This window comes from Streptomyces sp. NPDC046859 (assembly GCF_040645135.1).
In the GTDB taxonomy this organism is placed as follows: domain Bacteria; phylum Actinomycetota; class Actinomycetes; order Streptomycetales; family Streptomycetaceae; genus Streptomyces.
In genome coordinates, this window is sequence record NZ_JBEYXR010000013.1 from 79,700 (window position 1) to 102,700 (window position 23,001).

The 23,001-nt window shown below is 71.0% G+C and carries 20 protein-coding genes, 2 tRNA genes and 3 pseudogenes; 10 read left to right on the forward strand and 15 right to left on the reverse strand.

Features of this window, described 5'->3' with window-relative positions; translation table 11 throughout:
• Window positions 1-5: 5 nt before the first annotated feature.
• The 4 genes and pseudogenes from ABZ899_RS20485 to ABZ899_RS20500 form a co-directional block, all read left to right on the forward strand.
• Window positions 6-362, forward strand: a pseudogene (locus ABZ899_RS20485) (MaoC/PaaZ C-terminal domain-containing protein); the annotation flags it as partial.
• Window positions 359-1,525: a lipid-transfer protein gene (locus ABZ899_RS20490; protein WP_361347943.1), complete on the forward strand. Its 1,167-nt coding sequence runs from the start codon at window positions 359-361 to the stop codon at window positions 1,523-1,525. The pseudogene ABZ899_RS20485 and the gene ABZ899_RS20490, both read left to right, overlap by 4 nt.
• A 157-nt stretch (window positions 1,526-1,682) precedes the next feature.
• Window positions 1,683-2,243, forward strand: coding sequence for a SigE family RNA polymerase sigma factor (locus ABZ899_RS20495; protein WP_361347945.1), 561 nt, complete (start codon window positions 1,683-1,685; stop codon window positions 2,241-2,243).
• Window positions 2,244-2,430: 187 nt separating this feature from the next.
• On the forward strand, window positions 2,431-4,074 hold the full coding sequence (locus ABZ899_RS20500) for a long-chain fatty acid--CoA ligase (RefSeq protein ID WP_361348234.1): 1,644 nt from the start codon (window positions 2,431-2,433) through the stop codon (window positions 4,072-4,074).
• Between the two features lie 206 nt (window positions 4,075-4,280).
• On the opposite strand, the gene ABZ899_RS20505 is transcribed toward ABZ899_RS20500, so the two are convergent.
• Entirely contained in the window at window positions 4,281-8,363 is a 4,083-nt protein-coding gene (locus tag ABZ899_RS20505) for a PAS domain-containing protein (protein WP_361347948.1), read from the reverse strand.
• A 281-nt stretch (window positions 8,364-8,644) separates the two neighbouring features.
• A complete protein-coding gene (locus tag ABZ899_RS20510; RefSeq protein WP_361347951.1) occupies window positions 8,645-9,118 on the reverse strand; it encodes an SSI family serine proteinase inhibitor in 474 nt (157 codons plus the stop codon).
• A gap of 167 nt (window positions 9,119-9,285) precedes the next feature.
• Between ABZ899_RS20510 and ABZ899_RS20515 the strand changes: the two genes are divergently transcribed.
• Both ABZ899_RS20515 and ABZ899_RS20520 read left to right on the forward strand, forming a co-directional pair.
• A tRNA-Ser gene (locus ABZ899_RS20515) sits at window positions 9,286-9,376 on the forward strand.
• Between the two features lie 207 nt (window positions 9,377-9,583).
• Window positions 9,584-9,656: transfer RNA gene (locus ABZ899_RS20520), tRNA-Arg, on the forward strand.
• Between the two features lie 80 nt (window positions 9,657-9,736).
• On the opposite strand, the gene ABZ899_RS20525 is transcribed toward ABZ899_RS20520, so the two are convergent.
• The 12 genes from ABZ899_RS20525 to ABZ899_RS20580 form a co-directional block, all read right to left on the reverse strand.
• On the reverse strand, window positions 9,737-11,005 hold the full coding sequence (locus ABZ899_RS20525; RefSeq protein ID WP_361347954.1) for a tyrosine-type recombinase/integrase: 1,269 nt from the start codon (window positions 11,003-11,005) through the stop codon (window positions 9,737-9,739).
• Window positions 11,005-11,202 carry a helix-turn-helix domain-containing protein gene (locus ABZ899_RS20530; protein ID WP_358308239.1) on the reverse strand — a complete coding sequence of 66 codons (198 nt, stop codon included), beginning with the start codon at window positions 11,200-11,202 and terminating at the stop codon, window positions 11,005-11,007. Before ABZ899_RS20530 ends, ABZ899_RS20525 begins: the two co-directional genes overlap by 1 nt.
• A gap of 179 nt (window positions 11,203-11,381) precedes the next feature.
• The gene (locus ABZ899_RS20535) at window positions 11,382-12,530 is read right to left on the reverse strand and encodes a DUF3631 domain-containing protein (RefSeq protein WP_361347958.1); all 1,149 of its coding nucleotides are present in this window, start codon (window positions 12,528-12,530) and stop codon (window positions 11,382-11,384) included.
• Window positions 12,527-12,946, reverse strand: coding sequence for a hypothetical protein (locus ABZ899_RS20540; RefSeq protein ID WP_361347961.1), 420 nt, complete (start codon window positions 12,944-12,946; stop codon window positions 12,527-12,529). Before ABZ899_RS20540 ends, ABZ899_RS20535 begins: the two co-directional genes overlap by 4 nt.
• A complete protein-coding gene (locus ABZ899_RS20545; protein ID WP_361347963.1) occupies window positions 12,943-13,848 on the reverse strand; it encodes a bifunctional DNA primase/polymerase in 906 nt (301 codons plus the stop codon). The genes ABZ899_RS20540 and ABZ899_RS20545 overlap by 4 nt, the downstream gene beginning before the upstream one ends.
• Window positions 13,849-13,940: 92 nt before the next feature.
• Window positions 13,941-14,126 carry a hypothetical protein gene (locus ABZ899_RS20550; RefSeq protein WP_361347966.1) on the reverse strand — a complete coding sequence of 62 codons (186 nt, stop codon included), beginning with the start codon at window positions 14,124-14,126 and terminating at the stop codon, window positions 13,941-13,943.
• Between the two features lie 23 nt (window positions 14,127-14,149).
• The gene (locus ABZ899_RS20555; protein WP_361347969.1) at window positions 14,150-14,608 is read right to left on the reverse strand and encodes a hypothetical protein; all 459 of its coding nucleotides are present in this window, start codon (window positions 14,606-14,608) and stop codon (window positions 14,150-14,152) included.
• Between the two features lie 207 nt (window positions 14,609-14,815).
• Complete coding sequence (locus ABZ899_RS20560; protein ID WP_361347972.1) at window positions 14,816-16,918, reverse strand: ATP-binding protein; 2,103 nt, start codon at window positions 16,916-16,918, stop codon at window positions 14,816-14,818.
• Window positions 16,919-17,023: 105 nt separating this feature from the next.
• Window positions 17,024-17,341 (reverse strand): hypothetical protein, encoded by a 318-nt coding sequence (locus tag ABZ899_RS20565; RefSeq protein ID WP_361347975.1) that lies wholly within the window; start codon window positions 17,339-17,341, stop codon window positions 17,024-17,026.
• Between the two features lies 1 nt (window position 17,342).
• Window positions 17,343-17,690 (reverse strand): RRQRL motif-containing zinc-binding protein, encoded by a 348-nt coding sequence (locus ABZ899_RS20570; RefSeq protein WP_361347978.1) that lies wholly within the window; start codon window positions 17,688-17,690, stop codon window positions 17,343-17,345.
• Window positions 17,690-18,598, reverse strand: a complete 909-nt coding sequence (locus tag ABZ899_RS20575) for a DUF2637 domain-containing protein (protein ID WP_361347981.1) — start codon at window positions 18,596-18,598, stop codon at window positions 17,690-17,692. Before ABZ899_RS20575 ends, ABZ899_RS20570 begins: the two co-directional genes overlap by 1 nt.
• Complete coding sequence (locus ABZ899_RS20580) at window positions 18,595-18,861, reverse strand: DUF6284 family protein (protein WP_361347984.1); 267 nt, start codon at window positions 18,859-18,861, stop codon at window positions 18,595-18,597. Before ABZ899_RS20580 ends, ABZ899_RS20575 begins: the two co-directional genes overlap by 4 nt.
• A gap of 461 nt (window positions 18,862-19,322) precedes the next feature.
• Here ABZ899_RS20580 and ABZ899_RS20585 point away from each other — a divergent pair, with 461 nt between their 5' ends.
• Complete coding sequence (locus tag ABZ899_RS20585; protein ID WP_361347986.1) at window positions 19,323-20,081, forward strand: GntR family transcriptional regulator; 759 nt, start codon at window positions 19,323-19,325, stop codon at window positions 20,079-20,081.
• 40 nt (window positions 20,082-20,121) lie between these two features.
• Complete coding sequence (locus ABZ899_RS20590; protein WP_361347989.1) at window positions 20,122-20,715, forward strand: GNAT family N-acetyltransferase; 594 nt, start codon at window positions 20,122-20,124, stop codon at window positions 20,713-20,715.
• 244 nt (window positions 20,716-20,959) lie between these two features.
• Here the strand turns inward: ABZ899_RS20590 and ABZ899_RS20595 are convergent.
• Window positions 20,960-21,085: pseudogene (locus tag ABZ899_RS20595) on the reverse strand (site-specific integrase); the annotation flags it as partial.
• Between the two features lie 478 nt (window positions 21,086-21,563).
• Between ABZ899_RS20595 and ABZ899_RS20600 the strand changes: the two are divergent.
• A complete protein-coding gene (locus ABZ899_RS20600) occupies window positions 21,564-21,992 on the forward strand; it encodes a hypothetical protein (protein WP_361347992.1) in 429 nt (142 codons plus the stop codon).
• A gap of 546 nt (window positions 21,993-22,538) precedes the next feature.
• Window positions 22,539-22,787: pseudogene (locus tag ABZ899_RS20605) on the forward strand (DUF4265 domain-containing protein); the annotation flags it as partial.
• Window positions 22,788-23,001 lie beyond the last annotated feature (214 nt).

The following is a 23,001-nucleotide window of genomic DNA, read 5'->3' on the forward strand; positions in this document are numbered from 1 at the left end:
TCCCGGTCACCCGCACGCTGATCGTCGCCGGTGCCCTCGCCTCGCGGGACTACCAGGACATCCACCACGATCCCGAGCTGGCCCGCCGCCGCGGCTCGCCCGACATCTTCATGAACATCCTGACGACCAACGGCCTGGTCGGCCGCTACGTCACCGACCACTTCGGCCCCACGGCGGTGCTGCGCGGGATCGCCATCCGGCTCGGCGCGCCCAGCCACCCCGGCGACACCCTGGTGCTGACGGGCACGGTCGAGTCCGTCGACGGCGACACGGCGACCGTCCGCGTGGTCGGTACGAACGGCGCCGGCCGGCATGTGACCGGCACGGTGACGGTCACCGTCCCCGGGGAGGACCGGTCATGAGCGTGCGCGGAAGGGACCTGCTGTCCGGGCGGGCGGCCGTCGCCGGGATCGGGGCCACCGAGTTCTCCAAGGACTCGGGGCGCAGCGAGCTCCGGCTCGCCGTGGAGGCCGTACGGGCCGCCCTCGACGACGCGGGCCTGGCGCCGGGGGACGTCGACGGGCTGGTGACGTTCACGATGGACACCAGCCCCGAGATCACGGTGGCCCAGGCGTGCGGGATGGGCGAGTTGTCCTTCTTCTCCCGCGTCCACTACGGCGGCGGCGCGGCCTGCGCCACCGTCCAGCAGGCGGCGCTCGCGGTGGCGACGGGGGTCGCGGAGGTGGTCGTCTGCTACCGGGCGTTCAACGAGCGGTCGGGGCGGCGCTTCGGCGCGGGAGTCCAGCACCGCGAACCGTCGGCGGAGGGCGCGGCCCTCGGCTGGGCGCTGCCCTTCGGGCTGCTCACCCCGGCGTCCTGGGTGGCGATGGCCGCCCAGCGCTATCTGCACCGGTACGGGCTGACACCGGAGGCGTTCGGGCACGTCGCCGTGGCCGGCCGCCGGTACGCGGCCACCAATCCGGCCGCCCACTTCCACGGCCGGCCCCTCACCCTCGCCGACCACGCGGCCTCGCGCTGGATCGTCGAACCGCTGCGCCTGCTGGACTGCTGCCAGGAGACGGACGGCGGCCAGGCCCTCGTCGTCACGTCCGTGGAGCGCGCCCGGGACCTGCCGCACCCGCCGGCCGTCGTCGCGGCGGCCGCCCAGGGGGCCGGCCGGGGGCAGGAGCAGATGACGAGCTTCTACCGGGACGACCTCGGCGGCCTGCCCGAGGCGGGCGTCGTGGCGCGCCGGCTGTGGCGGACGTCCGGGCTCCGCCCGGGGGACGTCGACGTGGGCATCCTCTACGACCACTTCACGCCCTTCGTGCTGATGCAGCTGGAGGAGTTCGGCTTCTGCGGCCGGGGGGAGGCCCCGGACTTCGTCGCGGGGGAGCACCTGCCCCTCAACACCCACGGGGGCCAGCTCGGCGAGGCGTACCTGCACGGGATGAACGGCATCGCGGAAGGCGTACGGCAGGTGCGGGGCACCTCGGTGAACCAGGTGCCGGGGGCGTCGAGGGTGCTCGTGACGGCCGGGACGGGGGTGCCGACCTCGGGGCTCGTCCTCACGGGCGACGGGTGACCGGCGGGGTGACCATGGGGGACATCCCGCAGTGGAGGGCGGGCGTCCGTCCACCTTCAGGAGGTGGAGCGGGCCCCACCCCTACAACCTGAGGCGGACGCCGCTTCGGCACCTGCGGCCGATCCGCCGGAGCGGGGTCCGCTCATAGCGTGGAGCCATGACCCCACCCGTCTGCACCAGCGCCTCCGACGCCGCGACGCGGTCCCTGCCGAACGCGACGTACCCCTCCTTCTCGTCGTACGTACGGGCCCGCCAGCCGGTGCTGCTGCGCACCGCCCGCTCGCTCACCGCGAACCCGAGCGACGCCGAGGACCTGCTGCAGACGGCGCTGACCAAGACGTACGTGGCCTGGGAGCGCATCGAGGACCACCGGGCGCTCGACGGGTATGTGCGCCGGGCGCTGCTGAACACGCGCACCTCGCAGTGGCGCAAGCGCAAGGTCGACGAGTTCGCCTGCGACGAACTGCCCGAGCCGGAGCCCCTGCCCGGCCACGACGACGACCCGGCGGAGCGGCAGGCGCTGCGCGACGCCATGTGGCGCGCGATCATGCGGCTCCCGGCCCGGCAGCGGGCGATGGTCGTCCTGCGGTACTACGAGGACCTCAGCGAGGTCCAGACGGCGGAGGTGCTCGGGGTCTCGGTCGGCACGGTGAAGTCAGCGGTGTCGCGGGCGCTCGGCAAGCTGCGCGAGGACCCGGAACTGGTGCCGGTCCGGTGACCGTCCGACGGCTCCGGCGCCGCTGAGACCCTCCCCTCGCCCGTAGCCGCAGAGCCCCGTGAACGCAACGTGACATGATCGATCACCCGGCCCTAGTGACATACCGCGCGGTATGCGCGCAGAATCTCCGCAACCCTTACCACCGCGTAGGCAATGTCGCCCCCGGGAGGACGCCGTGCTGAGCACCATGCAGGACGTACCGCTGCTGATCTCGAGGATCCTGGCCCACGGGTCGACGATCCACGGCACATCGCAGGTCATCAGCTGGACAGGCGAGGCCGAACCGCACCGCCGCTCCTTCGCCGAGGTCGGAGCCCGCGCCGCCCAGCTGGCGCACGCCCTGCGCGACGACCTGGGCGTGACCGACGACGAGCGGGTCGCGACCCTCATGTGGAACAACGCCGAGCACGTCGAGGCGTACTTCGCGATTCCCTCCATGGGCGCGGTCCTGCACACCCTGAACCTCCGCCTGCCGGCCGAGCAGCTGGCCTGGATCGTCAACCACGCGGCCGACCGGGTGGTCATCGCCAACTGTTCGCTGCTCCCCCTGCTCGCCCCGCTGCTGCCCCACCTGAAGACGGTCGAGCACGTCGTGGTGTCGGGCCCCGGCGACCGTTCCGCCCTCGCGGACGCCTCCGTCCAGGTGCACGACTACGAGGAGCTGATCGCCGGCAAGCCGACGGCGTACGACTGGCCCGAGCTGGACGAGACCCAGGCCGCCGCCATGTGCTACACCTCCGGCACCACGGGCGACCCCAAGGGCGTCGTCTACTCGCACCGCTCGATCTACCTGCACTCCATGCAGGTCAACATGACCCAGTCGATGGGGCTGACCGACCAGGACACCTCGCTGGTCGTGGTCCCCCAGTTCCACGTCAACGCCTGGGGCCTGCCGCACGCCACCTTCATGACGGGCGTCAACATGCTGATGCCGGACCGCTTCCTGCAGCCCGTGCCCCTCGCCGAGATGATCGAGCGGGTGAAGCCGACGCACGCGGCGGCCGTGCCCACCATCTGGCAGGGCCTGCTCGCCGAGCTGACGGCCGAGCCCCGGGACGTCTCCTCGCTGACCCAGGTCACCATCGGCGGCTCGGCCTGCCCGCCCTCGCTCATGGAGGCGTTCGACAAGCTGGGCATGCGGGTCTGCCACGCCTGGGGCATGACGGAGACCTCGCCGCTCGGCACGGTCGCCCGTCCCCCGGCCCACGCCGTCGGCACCGACGAGGAGCTCGCCTACCGGCTCACCCAGGGCCGCTTCCCGGCGGGCGTCGAGGCCCGGCTCACCGGCCCCGGCGGCGAGCGCCTTCCCTGGGACGGCGAGTCTGCGGGCGAGCTGGAGGTGCGCGGCCCCTGGATCGCGGGCGCCTACTACAACGGCCCCGACGCCGAACCGCTGCGCCCCGCCGACAAGTTCAGCGCGGACGGCTGGCTGAAGACCGGCGACGTCGGCACCATCTCGGCCGACGGCTTCCTCACCCTCACCGACCGCGCCAAGGACGTCATCAAGTCCGGCGGCGAGTGGATCTCCTCAGTCGACCTGGAGAACGCGCTGATGTCCCACCCGGACGTCGCCGAGGCCGCCGTGGTCGCCGTCCCCGACGACAAGTGGGGCGAGCGCCCGCTGGCCACGGTCGTCCTCAAGGAGGGCGCCACCGCCGACTTCACCACCCTGCGCGCCTTCCTCGCCGAGGAGGGCCGGATCGCCAAGTGGCAGCTCCCGGAGCGCTGGACGGTCATCGCGGCGGTGCCGAAGACGAGCGTCGGCAAGTTCGACAAGAAGGTGCTGCGCCGGCAGTACGCCGAGGGCGGCCTGGACGTCACCCAGCTCTGACGGGGCGTCCTGGCGGGGGACTGCCGTCGGCCGGCCGCGGGTGGGTGCCGACCGAAGGGCCGCGCGGTTCCCCGCGGCCCTTTCGGTCGGCACGGACGTCCTCCGGCTCTGCTGGGGCACCGTTGTGGCGGGGGACTGCCGTCGGCCGGCCGCGGGTGGGTGGTGGCCGGCCGCGCGGTTCCCCGCGCCCCTTTCGGGGCGCCGCGTCAGTTGGTGCCGATGCGCGACAGCAGGTCCACGATCCGGGCCTGGACCTCGGGGCTCGTGGACCGCTCCGCCAGGAACAGCACCGTCTCGCCCGACGCCAGACTCGGCAGGTCGGCCTGGTCGACGGCGGCCGTGTAGACGACCAGCGGCGTGCGGTTGAGCTGCCCGTTGGCGCGCAGCCAGTCCACGATCCCGGCCCGGCGCCGGTGCACCTGCAGCAGGTCCATCACGACCAGGTTCGGCCGGAAGTCCCCGGCCAGCGCCACCGCGTCGGCGTCGCTCGCCGCACGGGCCACCTGCATGCCCCGCCGCTCCAGCGTCGCCGTCAGCGCCAGCGCGATCTCCGCGTGCTCCTCGATCAGCAGCACCCGCGGCGGATGCTGCTCGCTGTCCCGGGGCGCCAGCGCCTTGAGCAGGACGGCCGGGTCGGCGCCGTACGCGGCCTCCCGCGACGCCTGCCCGAGCCCCGCGGTCACCATCACCGGCACGGACGCGGCGACCGCCGCCTGCCGCAGCGACTGGAGCGCGGTCCGGGTGATCGGGCCGGTCAGCGGGTCGACGAACAGCGCGGCGGGGAACGCCGCGATCTGCGCGTCCACCTCCTCGCGCGAGTGCACCACCACCGGCCGGTAGCCGCGGTCGCTCAGCGCCTGCTGGGTCGTCACGTCCGGCGCGGGCCACACCAGCAGCCGCCGCGGGTTGTCCAGCGGCTCCGGGGGCAGCTCGTCGTCCATGGGCTGCGGGCGCGGGGGATCGGCGACCTCGACGGCGCCGCCCGGCCCGTCCAGCGGCTCGGGCCCCTCGGCGGCGTTCTCGTCCGGGGCGCCTATGGCGTACGACCGGCCGGCCGCCTCCGCCACCGGCGCGAGCCGCGTCTGCCCGGCCCCCGACGATGGGGAGGGCTGCGGCTGAGGCGCGGCGGGCGCCGCCTGCTCGGCCTGCGGATGCGGGCGGGCGGGCTGCTCGGCGGCCGCACCGCCCCGGGTGGCGGGGTCGGGCGGCGTGCCCAGCTTGCGGCGCCGGCCGCCGTTCGTCTGGTGCGGCGGCGGCGTGGCCGGCGAAGGCTGCTGGACCTGCGCCGCCTGCCGGGTGAACGGCACCCCCTGCCCCAGCGTGCGCACGCTGATCGCGCGCCCCTGGGTCGAGTTGGGGTCGACGGGGGCGCCGGGCGCCTCGGCGGGCAACGGCTGCGCGGCCCGCTGCTGCCGCCCGGCCGCCGTCTCCGGCGGCAGCGGCGTCCCGGGCGCGGGGGTGCCCTGCGGCACCTGCGGCTGTACGGGCCTCGGAGCGGCCTGCGGCGGTACGGCGCCGCCCCCGGCAGTGCCGCCGTCGGCGGGCCACTGCTGCGGGACGCCCTGCGCGGGGTTGCCGGGCGCCGGGGTGCCCTGGACCGGCGGCGCCTCGGCCGGCAGTGGACCGCCGGGAACGGCGGCGGGGGGTACGGGCTGGGCGGGAGCCGCCTGGGCGGCCGGGGCGGTGACGGGCGCGGGGGCGGCGGCCGGGACGGGCCGCGCCTGCGGCACGCCCTGCTGCGCCGGAACGGGGGCGGCCACCGGAACCTCCGGTGCGGCCTCCTCCGGCGGGCGGGCCACGGCACGCCGGCGCCGTCCGGTCGGCGCGGTCGTGGGGTGCGGCTGCGGCGGGGTGTGGTCCTCGGCCGGGTCGTGCGCGAGGGCGTCGTGCCGGCCCTCGTCGGCGGCGTCCGGTACGGCGGCCTGCGCGGCGGCGGCCGGTTCCGCACCGGTGCCGGGCGCGCGGTCCGCGTCGGCCGGCGGCAGCGCGAACACCTGGCGGGGCCCGGCCTCCTGGGCCTGCGCGGCGGCGGCCCGTTCGGCCGCGGCGGCCAGCGCCCGCCGGCGCCGCCCGGTCGGCTGAGAGGTGTCACCGGCCGCGGAGGCGTCCGGTCCCGCGGGCTGCCGGGCGGCGTCACCGGCCGCCGGCAGCGCGGGCGCGGGGGCCAGCGCCTGCTGCTGCCCGCCGTCGGGCCGGGCGCGGCGCCCGCCGGACGCGGGCACGCCCTGCGGCGGCACGGTCCCGCCCAGGTTGTTCCCGGCGGCAGCGGTGCCCGCCGCCTGCTCGCCGGCCATGACGACGGCACCCTCGGAGACCCCGTCCGCGCCGGCCTCGGCCGGGCGTCCACGGCGCCGTCCGGTACCGCCGGAGACCTCGGGCGCGTTCTCCGCCGCGGCGGCCTGGGGGAGCGCGGGCGCGGCGGCCCGCCTGCGCCGCCGTCCGGTCGGCGCGGCATCTTCCACGCCGCCGGCGGCCTCGGCCTCGGCGCCGGGGGCGTCGCTCTCCAGGAAGGCGTCGACGGAGGGCCGCCGGGCCCGGCGCCGACCGCCGCCACCCGTCTGCCCGGTGTCGTCGGAGCCGGCCGGTTCCTCGGCGGGGACCTCCGCGGGAGCGGCGGGAACGGCTCCCGCACCGCCTCCGATCGGCACCTCGAGGACGAACGCGCTGCCGCTCATCCCCGGCACCTCGTGCGTCTGCAGGACACCGCCGTGCGCGCGGACGATCCCGCGCACGATCGGCTCGTGCACCGGGTCTCCCCCGGTGTACGGCCCGCGCACCTCGATGCGTACGACCTCGCCGCGCTGCGCCGCCGCGACGACGACCGTGTTGTCCAGGTAACCGCCCGCCGACACCGGTGAGTTGCCGGTGGCGTCCACCCCGGCCACGTCCGCGACGAGATGCGCGAGCGCGGTCGCCAGGCGCTGCGGGTCGACCTCGGCCTCGATGGGCGGCGCGTGCACGGCGAACTGCACCCGCCCCGGCCCGATCAGCTCGACGGCCCCGTCGACGCCCGCGGCGACGACCGCGTCGAGCATCACCTTCGTCCGCTGGATCTGTTCGGCCCCGGCGTCGAGCCGCTGGTAGCCGAGGACGTTGTCGATCAGGGTCGTGATCCGCGAGTAGCCCGCCGACAGGTGGTGCAGCACCTGGTTGGCCTCGGGCCACAACTGCCCCGCGTCGTCGGCCGCCAGGGCCGCCAGCTCGCGGCGCAGCTCGTCCAGCGGGCCGCGCAGGGAACCCCCGAGCAGCGTCAGCAGCTGCTCGTGCCGCATGGCCAGCGCCTCGTGCCGGTCCTTCTCGCGCTCACCGAGGGCGGCGTACCGCTCCTCACCGGCGGCGAGTTCTTCCGCGTGCCGCTCCTGCAGCTCCTCGATCTCGGCGACGTGCTTCTGGCGCAGCGCGGTCAGCTCGGAGGCGTGCTCCTCGGCGAGGCGCTCCAGCTCCTCCTCGTGCTGCCGCTGCGCGGCCGACTTCTCCTCGGCGAGGGCGTCGTAGGCCCGCCGGTCGGTGAAGGTCATCACGGCGCCGACGAGCTGGTCGCCGTCGCGTACGGGTGCCGTCGTCAGGTCGACGGACACCTGGGCGCCGCTCTTGGACCACAGCACCTGCCCGCGCACCCGGTGCTTGCGCCCGGAGCGCAGGGTGTCGGCGAGCGGGGACTCCTGGTACGGGAAGGGTGAGCCGTCGGCCCGGGAGTGCGCCACGAGGGTGTGCAGCTCGCGCCCCCCGAGGTCGCTGGCCCGGTACCCGAGGATCTGGGCGGCGGCCGGGTTGACGAGGACGATCCGCCCGTCGGTGTCGGTGCCGACCACGCCCTCGGAGGCCGCGCGCAGGATCATCTCCGTCTGCCGCTGCGAACGCGCCAGCTCGGCCTCGGTGTCGACGGTGCCGGTCAGGTCCCGGACGACGAGCATGAGCAGCTCGTCGCCGCTGTAGCCGTAGCCGTCGTAGGCCTGCTGGCCGTTCTCCAGATTCGCGGACGTGACCTCGACCGGGAACTCGGTGCCGTCGGTGCGGCGGGCCGTCATCCGGGTCGGCTTGGTCCGGCCCTGCGGATCCATGTGGTCGGGCCGGCGCATCGAGCCGGGGATCAGCTTGGAGTCGAACTGCGGCAGCAGGTCGAGCAGCCCGCGCCCCACCAGCGCGGTGCCCGGCGCCTCGAAGGCCTCCAGGGCGATGGTGTTGGCGTTGACGACGGTCCCATTGGCGTTGACCAGCACCAACGCATCGGGAAGCGCGTCGAGTATGGCTGCGAGGCGAGCAGCGCCTCGGGATGGCCTGCTGCTCACGAGACGCTTCCTCCCTGTTACCGCACCTAGCCGACCGCTCCGGCCATCTTGCCAATCGGTCCGCAGCGTGTCACGCGAGGGAGTCTAAGGGCTGGGGTTGCGCTCGCGACGCCGGATGAGAGCGAGGTCGCACCAGGCGGTGACGTAGAACGTATGACCGCCCGGCCCGATGTCCCTCCGGCCTGCGTCCCTTGTCCCGCCGGGCTTCGCGACACCTTCGCGGGACCTTTACGGACCCGGTGCGTCCGGTATGCCGAGGCCGGGCGGGACGCACGACCGCTCTACGTACCCAGCCCCTGCGCCCGCACGTCGGGCAGGAGCGGCACGAACCGGTTCCACCGGGCGATCGCGCAGCCGTCGCCCCGGTCGAACCGGGCGTCGACCGGACGCCCGGCCCACGTCCCGGTGACATGCGCGGTGGCCGGTCCGCCGTACTGCATGGTGCACAGACCGCCGGGCGCTTCGGGGGCGAAGAGGTCCCGGCCCCACCGAGTGCCGCCGTCGAGCGCGGCGCAGGCTCCGGCGGCGTCGGGGTGATCGCCGCCGGCCGGGTGGCAGGTCAGCTCGTGGGTGCCGTCGCCCGCACCGGTGCCGCGGACCGTGACGGTGAGGTGATCGCCGAAACGGGCGCGCTCGGTGGGGGCCGGGGCCTGGGCCTGTGCGGCGGCGGGGACGACGGTCCCGGACGCGACGGCGACGAGGGAGCCGGCCGCGAGGAGCAGCCGGGCGGAGACGGAACGGTTGACCTGCGACATGCCCTGCCTAACGCCGCACCCCGCCGGACGTTGCGCGCGCAGCACGCCGGGGAAGAGCTTTGCCCTGCGGGCTCTCCGCCTAGTACCGTGGAGGTCGATTGGTGACAGCACGCTCGACTGTGTCATCATCTGCACGCACCGAACGCGCTCGCGCGGGCGGTTGTGCTGGAGGCGTCGCCTAGTCCGGTCTATGGCGCCGCACTGCTAATGCGGTTTGGGCCTTAAAGCCCATCGAGGGTTCAAATCCCTCCGCCTCCGCCCTCCGACAGGGAGCCCGGCTGATCTCAGCCAGGCTCCCTGTCCGCGTTCGGAGCCCTTTGCGTCCACAGGACCCGCCTCAGGGTGTTTCCGCAGCTCACAAGGGGTGCGGCAAACGGATTTCACATGGCGGCGGCAGTCATGTAATGTTCTTCCTGTCGCCGCGAGCGGGCCGGAAGGGCCGGGAGCGGCGAAAAAACAGAACAAGCACTCGTAGCTTAACGGATAGAGCATCTGACTACGGATCAGAAGGTTGCAGGTTCGAATCCTGCCGAGTGCACACAGGTCAAAGGCCCCCTGGGATCATCTCAGGGGGCCTTTGACATCAACGGCTGACATCAACGCGGTTGAGAGTGCCGATCACTCCTCGGCGTCCGCCTCCTGCTCGCCGCTGGACTCGTCCAGCCCGAGGGCGTCGTCCATCCGATCAGCGGCGGCCTTGAGCGTCGTGCTCATCACGTGCGCGTAGGTGTCCAGCGTCATCGTGATCGTGCTGTGCCCGAGCGTTTCCATGATCGTGCGAGCGTCCACGCCCTGCGCGAGCAGCAGTGAGGCGCATGTATGCCGGAGGTCGTGCACCCGCACCCGCCGCACGCCGGCGTCTCGGCACAGGATGGTGAGCATCCTGTTCAGGCTGCGGGGGTCTGTGATCCGACCGTGCGTCGTAGTGAAGATCAGACCGTCCGGCTGTCCGGGGGCGGGCTGCCACTTCTTCCCCGCGACGTTGCGCTCCTGCTCCTGCTGGGTTCGGTGCTGGGTAAGTGCCCGCATGCAGTGCTTCGGCAGAGACACCGTGCGGATGGAGCGTGTGGTCTTGGGGGTACCAAAGATCAGCTCTCGCCGGATGCGCTGGACGTTCCGGCGGACGCGAAGCTGACCGTTTGTGAGGTCGACGTCCGCCCACGTGAGGGCAAGTGCTTCACCCCGTCGCAGGCCTGTCGAGACGAGCAGCAGCCACAGGGCGTAAAGACGGTGGGATCGGGCGGTCTTGAGCATGAGGCGAGCCTCTGCGGCGTCCAGCGGACGCACCTCCTTGCGGGTGACGGTGGGGGTCTCAACGATCCGGGCGACGTTCCGCGCGATCAGCTCCTCTCGGATTGCCTGCTGGAGAGAGGACCGGAGGACGGCATGGATGTACTGGACGGTCCGGGCGGACGGGCGACGCTGGCAGCAGCGGCCCACGGCGCAGCACGAGCGTTTGTCCTCTGGCCGGTCCTTGTCTGCACCCCGCAGGCAGCACAGACAGGAGTCCTTGAACTCCGCGAGGAACCGGCGCACGTCCGCCGGGGACAGCCGGTTCAGCCGCTTCTTACCGAGGGCGGGGCGGATGTACAGGCGGGCCAGACCTTCGTAACTGTTCAGCGTGGACGGCTTGAGTCGCTGCGGCGCGATGGTGGCGAGCCAGTACGTGAGGTAGTCGCCGAACGCCATGGTGGACTCTGCGGCCGGAATCCCCTGGCGCGTCTTCTCCTGCAACTCCGTGAGCTTGTCGGCCACTTCTTTGCGGGTCTTGCCGTAGACGAACTTACGGGTGCGTGTCCCGTCGGGGCGGTAGACGTAGGCGGCGGCGTGGTAGCGGCCATCCGCACGCTTGCTGATCGTTCCCTCGCCGTTGGCGCGCTTGGCCATCAGTCGGTCTCCTCGATGCGGTTCTGCATGTAGCGACGGACGGACTCGACCGGGATGCGGCGGGCTCGTCCGGCCGTGAAACTTTCGAGTTCTTTCGAGCGGATGAGGTCGTAGACCTTGCTGCGGCTGAGGCGCAGGGCGGTCATGACTTCCGGCACCTTGAGCGCCTGCGGACTCGGGGGTGTGGCGGTGGTCATGCGGTGACTCCTCCGGGGCTGTCCGTCGGGGGTCCCTGTGAGGGCCGCTACTTCCGCTACCTCCGCTACCGCGCAGGTCAGGGGCCTGTTCGGGGTAGCGGGAAGGGGTAGCGGTAGCGGATGGGTAGCGGGGCGGTAGCGGCAACCGGGGCGGGTTGCCGCTACCGCGTTTGTGCTGGTCAGGCCGCGTTTTGGGTGCCGGGTAGCGGAGGTAGCGGACTTTCGGGGGGTGGGGGGCAGTAGCGGGCCCACGCGTCCTTGAGATCGGTGGCGTAGTAGCCCTTGAGGACGCTCCCGGCGGCCTTGATGTTGCGGGAGGTGATGGGCTCGTTGTCAGCCGTCATGTACTCGGCGAGCATCCGGGACAGGCGCCGGTTGTCGAGTGGCTTGCCGTGCAGGTCCGCCCATGGAGCGTCGTCCAGGGCGTTGAGCCGGTCCAGGATCGCGACGGTGGGCAGGCGGTCGATACCGACCATCACGTGATCGCGCAGGTCGGTGAGCAGCCGGACTCCGAGGCTGCCTTTGTCGTTGGCTTTGGAGGCGGTGACCAGGACGACGCAGGCTTCGCGGGCCCGGTCGGGCCAGTCCCCGCCAGCGGCGTCCGCGATCGCGAGCAGCGGTTCCCACACGTCGGCGGGCCGGTCCGTGACGCCTTCGGGCAGGGCCGGCCACACGTTCATGACCTGCTCGCTGACCTGCTCGGCCCATGTGGCGAGCCGGTCGCGCAGGGCGAAGCCTTCCTTCTCGTGGATGCGGGTGCGGTAGGGCTCGATGCTCTCGTTTCGGGCCCTGCGGCGCATGCGGATGTTGACGGAGCGGTCCCGGATGGTGTCGGGCAGGTAGCCGAGCCCGGCCACGGCGACGGCGGCGAAGGAGTGGAACGCCTGCACGGTCTGGTTGGCGCCGTCTCCCACGCAGCGGAACATCGGCCGGTTGCGGCGGTGGCCTGCGTTGATGAATCCGCGGAGCTGTTCGTTGTCCCCGGCCTTGGGGCCGAAGATGGTGTCGATCTCATCGAAGAGGATCGTGGGCCGCTTCCCGTCGACCCCGGCCACCGCGCGGAAGAGCGCGGCGGCGGAGGCGTCGACAGCGGCCATCGGGTTGGGCACGAGCGTTTCCACGATCTCCAGCGCCCGCGACTTCCCCGACCCCGGTTCCGGGGACAGGAACGCCAGACGCGGGGTGGACTCGAAGCAGTCGAGCAGGTGGGCGTGCGCGTCCCATAGGACTACGGCGACGTAGGCGGCCTCGTGGGGGAAGACGTTGAAGCGGCGGTGGAAGGCTTCCACCTCGTTGAGCAGCGCGGCGCCGTCAATGCGGTCGGTCATGCGGCGGCCCTCCTTTCGGGGGGTGCGGCGGGAGCTCCCGTGCAGGCGGATCGGTGGGCGTCGTACTCGGCGACGAGCGCGGCCACGTTCTCGGGGCCGGTGGCAGCGCCGGTCTGCCCGCAGCGGCAGGCGTAGGCGGCGGTGGGCAGGGCGCCGGGGCGCGTCGACCAGCGGGCGCCGTCGTAGTGGTGGCGGTAGACCGGTGGGGCGAAGATCCGGATACCGGGCGCGTCCGGGGTCGGGTCGGCCCCCGGCCGGGCGGTGGATCGGTTCGGACGAAGAGCAGTTGGGACGCCCTTGCGGGCGGCGCCTTTCGGCTCGCCCAGGGCCGGTGTGTCCGCAGCCTGTGCAGCGTCCGGCGGGCCGTCCGGGGTGTTGGGGATGCTCTTCAGGTGGGGGCGGGAAGGGGTGCTCATGCCGTCGCCCTCCTGCGGCTGTTGTGGGTGATGGACCAGTTGAGGGCGCTGCGCAGGGTGGAGCGGCACTCGGACGCGGACAGTCCGGTCGCCTCGCCTGCCTCCTGAAGAGCCTGTTCAACCAGGTGCCGGGGGAGGTCGCCCCACGCGACGAAGCGTCCGAGAGCGCGGGCGGCCCGGAACAACGCCGCTTCCCGTGAGCCGTGTTGGGCGGTGGCGACGTTGCGTGTCTCGTTGGCGAGCGCTACGTCCGCGTATCGCCGTGATTGCCCCGCTACGGCCACAGAAGGGGCCTGGGCGGGCTTGGGGGCGGGTTGCAGGATGCTTTGGAGCCACGAGGGCACCGGGGCGGTCTCGGGGGCCCTCAGGGCTTCGTACTGTCCGGCGGGCAGGATGCTGCCCGCAGCGACGACGTATCCGCCCCAACCGCGGGTGTCCACCGATTCGGCGACGGTGCCCGCCGTGGAGCCGATGCGGACCCCTGCCGGGGCAGTGAAGTACAGGTGGGTTCCGCCGCTGGTGGTCCGCACCCGGTAGGTATCGGGGACGGCATGCCCGGCGCGCTCGCAGAGCGCTCCAAAGATTGCCGCGCCGTCAGGCGCGTCCGAACAGCCCTTGTGCTCTGGCGTGTCCAGGTCGACCACGACCAGCCCGGACGGACCGGTCGCGATGCCGACGTTGAACGGGGCCCGCGACCACGCGGCACGAATGCGGTCGGGGTCCGTGGTCGCGCGCTGCTCCCACTTGCGGTGTCCGCCGCAACATTCGCCGGTACGGGTGCAGGACTTCTCACCGTGCAGGGCGGGCCGCTTGCTGCCAGGACGCAGGGGAAAGACGTGCCAGCCACGTTCGGCGGCGGCCAGCGCTGCATTGAGCAGCACTAAGCGGGGGTCATGGGTCATGCTGGATATCTCCAGTTCCTTGTGTGGGTGACTGGTTGGCAAGGGCGGCCCCGGTTTCATTGGAGTGAGGTTCGGGGCCGCCCTTGGCGTAGTTAGGCGTCGGTGGATTCGTTGAGCAGGGCGGCGGGGTCGGGGTGGAAAGCCTTGGTGTAGAGGCGGACGCGGTAGCCGTCGCGGGCGGGCCGGCGCTCGATCGGGTCGCACTCGAACGCTTCGGTGAGGGCGTGCACGATCTCCGGTTCGTCGGCGGGGTCGCAGATGATGCGGATGTCGAACATGGGCCGGTGTCCCTTCGGGTTGGTCAGCCGTGGAAGTGGTTGCGCTTGAACGTGGCCTTGCGGATGTTGACCGTGGTGCCGCCCTGGTGGCCGCTCGCGCTGAACACCTGCACGGCGATCCATCCGCCGAAGATCACGGCGGCCAGCACGATGAGCTGAGTCACCAGAGCAGTCAGCGCCGCGATGAACGTGGTCAGCAGCAGGAGTCCGCCGCACACGGCGAGGAACCCGACGCCTCCGAGGGCGACATTGACGGCCGCGCGGGAAACCGGTGGCTTGGTGGCGAGGGGTTCGGGCTGCATGGGGCTGAGGCTGTAGCCGGTGACGACGCGCCCGTCCGGCAGGACGACGCTCGCCACCGCCGGGACCGTGCCCGGCTGGACCGGCACCATCGGGTAGACGGTCGCGGGCTGTATCGGGGTGGGTCGATGGACGTCGACGTCCCGCACCGGGGACGTCTGGGGAACGTGTTCGGGGAACATGCGGAATCCCTTCGCGGAGTGGTTCAGGGAGGCAGACACACCCCCTTGGGGGCGTGCTCTGGAGGGGGTTTCAGGGCCTTGACCTGGGGCGCCTCCCTGCCTCCCTGACTGATCATTCGTGCAGGTCAGGGCCAGGGAGGCGGGTCAGGGAGGCGTTCAGGGAGTTCTCCCTGCCTCCCTGCCCGTTCGGGGGTCGGCTCCCTGCCGTCATCCGGCGGAAGCGGAATCGCCGGTGTCGCGGTTGGCGAGGGCCCGGGCGACGCGTTCGCGACCGACGACCATGCGGCCGTCAGACTTGTACGGCTCCGCGCCGGCATCCTCCAGAACGCGCTTGAGATCACCGGGCGTCCACGTGCCGTAGGCGTCCTCGCTCAGCGCCGACAGCCGCTTGAGGACATCGGCAGTCAGGACACGCGAGGCGTCCCCGAGGACGGAAGCGATATCGGCGAGCGCGTCGCGTTCCTCGCCGCGCTCGATGCTGTGCAGGGTGCTCACGCCGTCGCGCAGGGCCTTGGCCCGGTCGGCGATCGCGTGGGCGTCATCGGTGCTGATGTAGTGCGTTCGCACCGTGATGGACGACTGCCCCTTCGGGATCTCGATGCCGTCCGAGGCAACGACCAGGGTTCCCTTGTCCAGACCGGGGCGCAGCAGGTTGGGGGCGGCGCCGCCGTCGACGGCCTTGTCCCCGAGCGCCATGCGCGCTTGGGACTCGGTGCCCAGCGCGAGGGAAGCGCGGGTGTGGGCGCCCTCGCGCACGAGCTTGGGCAGGTTCTGGTCGGTCGGGTCCTGGGTGCCCTGCCACAGCAACACGTTGACCGCGCGGCCCTGGTTGTGAATCTTGCGGGCACCCATGAAGTACCGGGACGTAGCGCTGGAGCCGCCGTAGGGGCGCTTGTCCTCGCCCTTGACCGGACACATGAACGCCACCTGCGCTTCGTCCACGATGACGACCAACAGGGGGAAGTCGGTGCCGGGCGGGGCCTGGAGGCGGCGGTTCATCTCCTCCACGGCATCCTCCAGCATCTCGGTGACCTGGATGACGTGGTCGTCGGTCGGGCCCTGGATGAGCCGGGTGGCGATCCCGTCGAACATGGCCCAGTCACCGGCGCCCTTGAGGTCACCCATCCAGAACTCCACCGACCGATCCAGCGCCAGCCACAGGGCCAGCGCACGCAGCGCTGCGGTCTTGCCCTGGTTGGACAACCCGGTGATCAGAAGGTGCCGCTGGTAGAGGCTCAGCGCGGCGGCGTCGCCTCGCAGGTCCTGCCCCCACGGCGCCTTACCGGTCTTGTAGTTCGCGGTCAGCGTCTCGTCGGTGACCAGCGGGGACGGGCCGATCGGCTCGTCCAGGGCTCCGGAGTCGGCGATCCACAGCCGCACCGTGCGAGCGGCCTGGGGGATGGTGATGAACACTTCGTGCTCATGGCGGGTCAGGTTCTCCGCGAGCTTGCGGCGCCGCTTCTGCACCTCGTTCGTCGCCACCCCCGACGGCAGGGTGACGTCGACCTCAACACCGCATCCGGCGATGGTGATCGGCCCGAGCATGGAGGCTCCGGCGTCACCCATCTCCTTGATGGCGGCCTTGAGTGGAGCGATGCCGAGGTCGCGCAGGGCCTTGACCACGATGGACGGGGTGATCGGCTCCCCCTCGCCCGAGCGGACGTTGGCGGGCAGGGCCCACTGTGGTGCGGCCTGTTGCTTGCGGCCGACGGCCCACAGGGCGAGCAGGGCGAGGAACGGGCCGATGGTGAGGGCGGGGCCCCACACGATCTGCACGATCCGGATGAGCAGGGCAATGAAATCGATCGTCGCGGACAGGGGTGTGATGACGTCTGCGGCCTGGCCGGTGCTGATCGCGAGGATGACGCCGAGGCCGACCAGCACGCCGACGCTCATGCCGGCGCCGACGGCGACGCCCTTGGCGGCCTCCACGGGCGAGTGCAGGAGATCCATGCGGCGGCGGTGGCGGGCGTCGCGGAAGCGCTGGAGACGCTCCTCCCACTCAGCGGCCAGTTCCATGTTCCCCGCGGCTTCCGCCGTGCGCATGTACCGCTCGTAGCGGGAGCCGGTGCGGCCGTCCCACGCACGGCGGGCTGCGATCCGCCCGCCGTTGAACGTGTAGAGGCTGTGCCGGGCCGCCGCTCGCGCGGCCGCCCTGGTCCTCTCGTGCGTGACGGCCGTCTTCACCGCGCGGCCGGAGCGGACCCACAGCGGCACGGGGCGTGCCGGAGGTGCGTCCGGCACCACGGTCAGGGTCGTCACGGGCGCCGGGTCGGTGTTCTTGTGGAGGTGAACGACGTTCTCGGACATGCTGGGGTGTCTCCTGACTGCCCCTTCTTGGGGCGGGAGTGAGGGAGAGAGCCGGGGTGGCCGGGTCCGTGCAGGGAGGCGGTCACCCCGGGCGGGATTGGCTGGTCAGAACCAGCCGGACGACTTGCGTGCGGCCTTGGCGCGGGCGGCCTCGGTGATCAGTCGCTGACGCTCGCCGTGCAGGGCGGTCAGCTCAGCGGTCAGGCGCATCTCCACGGACGAACCGAGGGAGTCCATGCGGTTCTCCGCGCCGGTCGTGCTGCGGTGCTGGTGGGCGCGGTGGGCTCCGGAGGCGAGTGCGCGGCTCATGGCGAGGCGTTCGCGGGCGGTCAGGGGCCACCACTCGCCCCTGCGCACGGCTTCCAGCTTCTTCCTGGTCTTCTCGATCTCACGGTCAAGGCGGCGTATCTCGGAGTTGGCCATGTCAGTGACTCCGTTCGGACCCGTCAGGGTCGGGAAAGGCACACGGGGTGCAGGTGCCAAGCGAGGCGGGGATGACGTATCCGGCATCACGCCGGCACGCGGGACAGCGACGGCGAGCGGCGTTCGCCTTGGCCAGGGCCGCCCACCGGGCCGCCGTCATCGGACGCACCGGCTTGGCGCGGTCGACGCGGTAGAGGTAGGCGATCAGCGGGCCGCGCCGTCGGCGGGGCCGTTCGAGCTGAGCGGCTACGGCCTGGCCGCCGGGGCGCAGGCCGAGGGCGCGGAGTTGGCGGCGGGTGGCGTATCCGTCCGGGGCGAGGCGCCACCGGTAGACCGGTAGCGCGGCCATTACGCGGCCTCAGCCGCCGTAGCGGCCCGCTCGGCGAGCAGGGTGTCGCGCAGGGTGCGAGCGTTCGCCGGTGACGTGCGCACGGCACGGCGGATGCCCTCGGCAGTCACCTTGGCATCGGGCCAATCGGCCGTTGCCTTGCGCGCTTCGGCGAGCAACTGATCGGCGGTGCGCTTGGGTCGGGGCGATCGGGCTGCCTCGGGGAGTCGACCGGTCGCCCGACGGGATCGGGTCGACTCGGCAGGCACCGTACGCCGCTCGATCGGGGCGAGCGGGAGAGCGTCGCCCTGCACGATCGGCTTGAAGACCAAAGCCGCCTTCACGTGGTCGACCGGTCCCTGATCGGGCACCCGCGCGAGCGTCGCGGTGATTGGCTCCGGAGTCGATTCCAGGAGGTCAGCTGTAGACCGTTTCATTGCGGTCTCGGTAGATTCCTCCGCATTCTCGATCGGGCCTGGGATCGGGGTGGGGCGGTGGTGCAGGACCTTGGCGACCAGATCGGAACCGAAGTAGATCGACCCGACCGGCAGCGATGTGGCGAGCAGGACGAGCGCCCAGTTCGCCGGGTCCCAGTCGGCCAGCCGGGTCCAGTCGACCCGGGCGCCCCCGCCGCTGTGGAGCTGCGGCACGAGACCGTGGACGTAGTTGAGGACCAGCGAGGCGAGTGTGTAGGTGCCCAGCACCCGCAGTGCGAACTTCCGTGCGTCGCCGGTGAGTACCAGGGTGGCGATCAGGGCCAGGGCCATCAGGCCGTCGACCACGAACGGGTACAGCATCGCGGCTGTCTCGTCCGCGCCGACCGCGCCCGCGATGTCCCGCAGCGCATTCCACGACACCCGAAACGCCATACCGACCACGGCGACCAGCGCCAGGACCAGGGCGGCGCGTCCCTTGCGGTGAAGGTTCATGCCGCACCGCCCGACGTGCTGCGGGCCGTGCGGTTGAGCAGCGCCACGCGGGCGGCGAGCGCCCGGCGGCGGGCCCGGCGGATGCGCTGGTGGTCCAGCTCCGTCGGGGCGCGGTCCAGGGTGATGATCTGTGCGTCGAGCAGGTCGACGTCCGCCAGGATGACGGGCATTTCCTGCTCGATCGCGTCCAGCTCCGCATCCGTCGGCTCCATGAAGTCGGCGAACGCGGTAACAGCGTCCTGAACAGTAACGATGTGGTCCATTGGGTCTGGTTCCTCTCACCAGGAACGGCCCGAACAGCGGCCCCGGTGTTCGCGCACCGGGGCCGCACGCCGTTGAAGTCGGAACATCCGGCTCCCCTCAGCGCTGCACGTGCGAGACGTGCAGCGGAGGCAACCGGCCGCAGGAGGCTGCGGACACTGAGTTACGCGCTGTACCTCACACGGGGGTCCCGTGTGGCCGCCTACTTGGCCGAGGAGAGGCGGCGTGATCCCCATTCAGTTGTCAAGGTGCTGACGCTTCCTTCGTACTCACCCCCAATGAGCTGGGGACTTTCCTCCGGGCATACCTGTACGGCAAAACCGTACGTGACACCCCGTCCGGCTTGTCTGGAGGAGTGCCGTAGCAAGAGATTGCACGAGTTGGGCTTGGAGAGTCAAGCCCCCTGGTCTAACTTGTACGGAGGAGTCGGAGTAGAGGGGTTGCCTTGGCAGTGCGACGCGGTATGACGAAGGCGCAGGAAATCGCCTATGACCTGCGGGAACAGATTCAGTCCGGCAGGTTGACGGCCGGTGAGGCCCTGCCCAGCGAATCCAAGATGATGAGCCAGTACGGCTACAGTCGCGAGACGATTCGTGCCGGCGTGCGTCTGTTGATTGAGGAAGGCCTGGTCGTCACTGGGCAGGGTCAGGGCAAGTACGTCCGCGAGGACTACCCGCCAGTCGTCTGGAACTGGACGACGCTGGAGAGTCGGAGCCGCCATGCAAACGCGGTTGAAGGGCGCACGGCGGGCGACCAGTGGGCAAGCGTGATCGCGGAGAACGGCAACGCTCCACGCCAGGACATCACGGTCTCCATCGTGGAGCCTCCGCCGCATGTCCGTGAACGGTTGCAACTCCCCGTAGACGGTCTTGCCGTTGCACGTAAACGCGTCCGGTACATAGACAACCGGCCCTATGCCCTGGCCGATTCGTACTTCCCACAGGACCTCGTGGTCGGTACGCCCTTGATGGAGCCACGAGACGTCTCCGCACCCGGCGGCATCCTCGCCTCCGTGGGACTCGTGCAAGCCAAGTACGTGGACGAAATCTCAGTCCGTATGCCCACTCACCAGGAAGCGGAACAGCTTGGCCTTCCCGCAGCAACTCCAGTCGCAGAACACACCCGAACGGGCTATGGCGCGGACGATCGCCCCCTGCGCTGCATGGTCACCATCCTCCCCGGAGACAGGCACAAGATCCTCTATGAAGTCAGTACGGACTGAGTACCTCCGCCCCGCAGCAGCGGAGGACGTACCCGCCCTCATGGCCCTACGCGCAGAGGCCGAAGGGTGGCTACGGACCAAAGGCACCGACCAGTGGAGTGACCCAGAGACCGGCGAACGCGCCATCTCCAAGTGGCGCGCGAGCATAGACGAGGGACGCGCATGGGTCGTTGTTGGCGAACGTGACGAAGTGCTCGCCACCGTCAGCCGTGGTCCCGTCGATCGAGACTTCTGGACGGATGCCGACCGCCCCGAAACAGCGCTGTACCTGTACAAGCTGATCGTTGCCCGCGAAGCGTCGGGTCGACAGCTAGGAACGCGGCTCATCGACTGGATGTCCCGTCTTGCCGCCCTGGAAGGGCGTACGTGGGTACGCATCGACACGTGGCGGACGAACACCGGGCTGCACCACTACTACGAACGGTTGGGCTTCGAGCACGTACGCACTGAAGCCCCGGCCCATAGGCGCTCGGGGTGGCTCGCACAACGCCGGTCCGGTCATGTAGTCCTGCCACATGACCTCCTGCCGGTCGGCCCCGAGGTGGATGCAACAACGGGTGTCGAAGTGCCGCACCAGCGGGGGGACGCAGCGTCAAACGACGGCCTGACCAGCGACAACGGAACGACGCCCTGACATCAACGCCTGACATCAACAGTCACGTACACCGGGAAACAACTGAGTACCAACACCGTCTCGTGACTGGGGAATCACGGCACTGAATGGCTGGTCGACGCCTCGTGTTTCAGGGGCGAACGCGCCTACGGATCAGAAGGTTGCAGGTTCGAATCCTGCCGAGTGCACACAGGCGAGAGGCCCCGGAGAGATCCGGGGCCTCTTGCGTTTCACGGTCGTACAGCACCGAAGTACAGCAACCGCGTCAGCCGGTGCCGCCCATCGCGTCCGACAGCTTGCCGATCGCGGCCCGCACCTCCTCCTCGCTCGCTTCGGCGTAGACCTCCATCGTCATGGCGATCTGTGAGTGCCGCAGGATGCGCTGGGCCACTCCGCCGGGCGCGCTTTCCGGCTCCGCTGCGGGCGCCGCTCCTGCCTTCGGCCCGCTCCGCCCGCGCTGCGCCGACGCGCGCCCACATGTGGATAGGGCCGGTGGCCATGAGTCGATCACCGCAGAGAGCGGCCCGCGGTCAAGGCAATGCCTCCGGCGGGGGATCGGCCGGCACCGGGACGGAGGGGGCGCCGTCGCCGACTGCGGGCCCGTAGTGGTGTACGTGGGGAGCTCCCATCCCGTCCGCCATCGACCCAGGCAGAGCCGAGCAGACGCGGCCCATGGCGTCCAGGTCGTTCGTACAGTGGCGCGCTCCACCTGGACGCCATGAACCACGCCCGCTCCACGGTGTGTGGGTCGACGGCGGACGGGATGGGAGCTGGGGGTGTTGAGGTTGGGGGACGCTGGCCCGGCACCAACCAGAGTCGACCTTGGAACCGAAGTAGGCACGCGGCGCAGGGGAAGGCAACATGGCTGCGTGAGCCAGGAGCAAAGGGCAGGCGGATTCATGGCAGCGCTCCGCGACGCCGAGTCGGAGTCATGGTCTCGCAGAGCTGCCGCAGGCAGACAGCTTGCGACGAGTGCAGGTCGAGAAGAAGTCGCGCCGGTCCTTGAACGGCTTCTGTTGGACCCTCACGACACTGGAGTCACGCAAGAAACGGCGGAGGCACTGCTGCAACGACGGGATCTTGTTGGTCTGCGCACCGTTCTTGCGGCGCTGTCACGGGCTGAGGCGTGGTGGACTGCTGACCAGCTCGACGGGGAGGTGTTCAACCATCAAAGCTGGATGATCGCCGATGGCCACCTGGACCAGTTCGTGCAGCAACTCGAAGCACTCACAGCCGACGAGGACCCTGGCGTCCGCGGCGAGGCTTTGCGGTTCCTCGGGAGGGAGTCGATTGGCTGACAACGTCGGCGCGGTGGTGGAGACGGTGAGGAGTAGGAGCCTGCGGCGAGAGTCCTGGGCCGTCTGTGGGCCGTGCGAGGTGAACCGACGTTGACAGATGATGACAACTAGTCGCCGGATCTTCGCTAGTCAGAAGGCGGAAGACACTGAAGCGGCGCACGTGGGAGACTTGGTTCACCACTTCCAGATGAACTCAAGATTAATGGTTCCCATTCCAACCAGTGGAACTTGCGTCATGTACCCGCCCACCCATTTTTCATCGCAGTCATGCACGCCAGCCCGCCCCGAAGTGCACTCAGCTCCCCAACACTTGATCGCGATTCCAGCAATCATGGCACGCGCTAGCTACCTTGTGTAGTGGACTGCGATTCTCTGTCTGGCTCCGGCATGGTCGGCGCAGGCGGGAGCCACACCGGCCCAAGACACCGCCTTACAAAGCGGCGGTGTCCGGTGTAGGGCTACGACTCATGTCCAACTCAACCCTGAGTAGACGTCTCCGGTCACCCACTCTCGGCCGGTGTGGCAGGACTGTGCGTCCTGGGCACCATGACGAACCCCGAGGGCCCGTACGTGCAAGTGCACTTCCGGCTTGAGATCGCGGACGACTGGCCCACGGCGTCGGTAGAGAGCCTGTGGGCGGTCGACCAGGGCGACGGCACCGCACGGCTCGACAACATCCCCTGGTTCGTCCGAGGCATCGCCTGCGGGGACATCGTGGTCACCGAGCCCGATGAAGAGGGCGTGCGATGGGCCGGCGAGGTGGTTCGGCGCGCTGAGAACTGCACCATCCGTCTCAGGCGACCGGCGGGCCGGCGAGCCTTGGTGCGACGAGTGACTCGCAGCTCGTCCGTGGCGTCTTGCTCTCCACGTGCGGCTGATGGAATTGCGGCCCAGACTTGGAAGGGGCGGAACAGAGCGGCCGCCGTCTGCTGCGTCTTCGTTCATTCGCCAGTGCCAGGGCCCTTGTGCGGTCGGCACGCGCCCAAGGCATGGCCATATGTGGCAACCC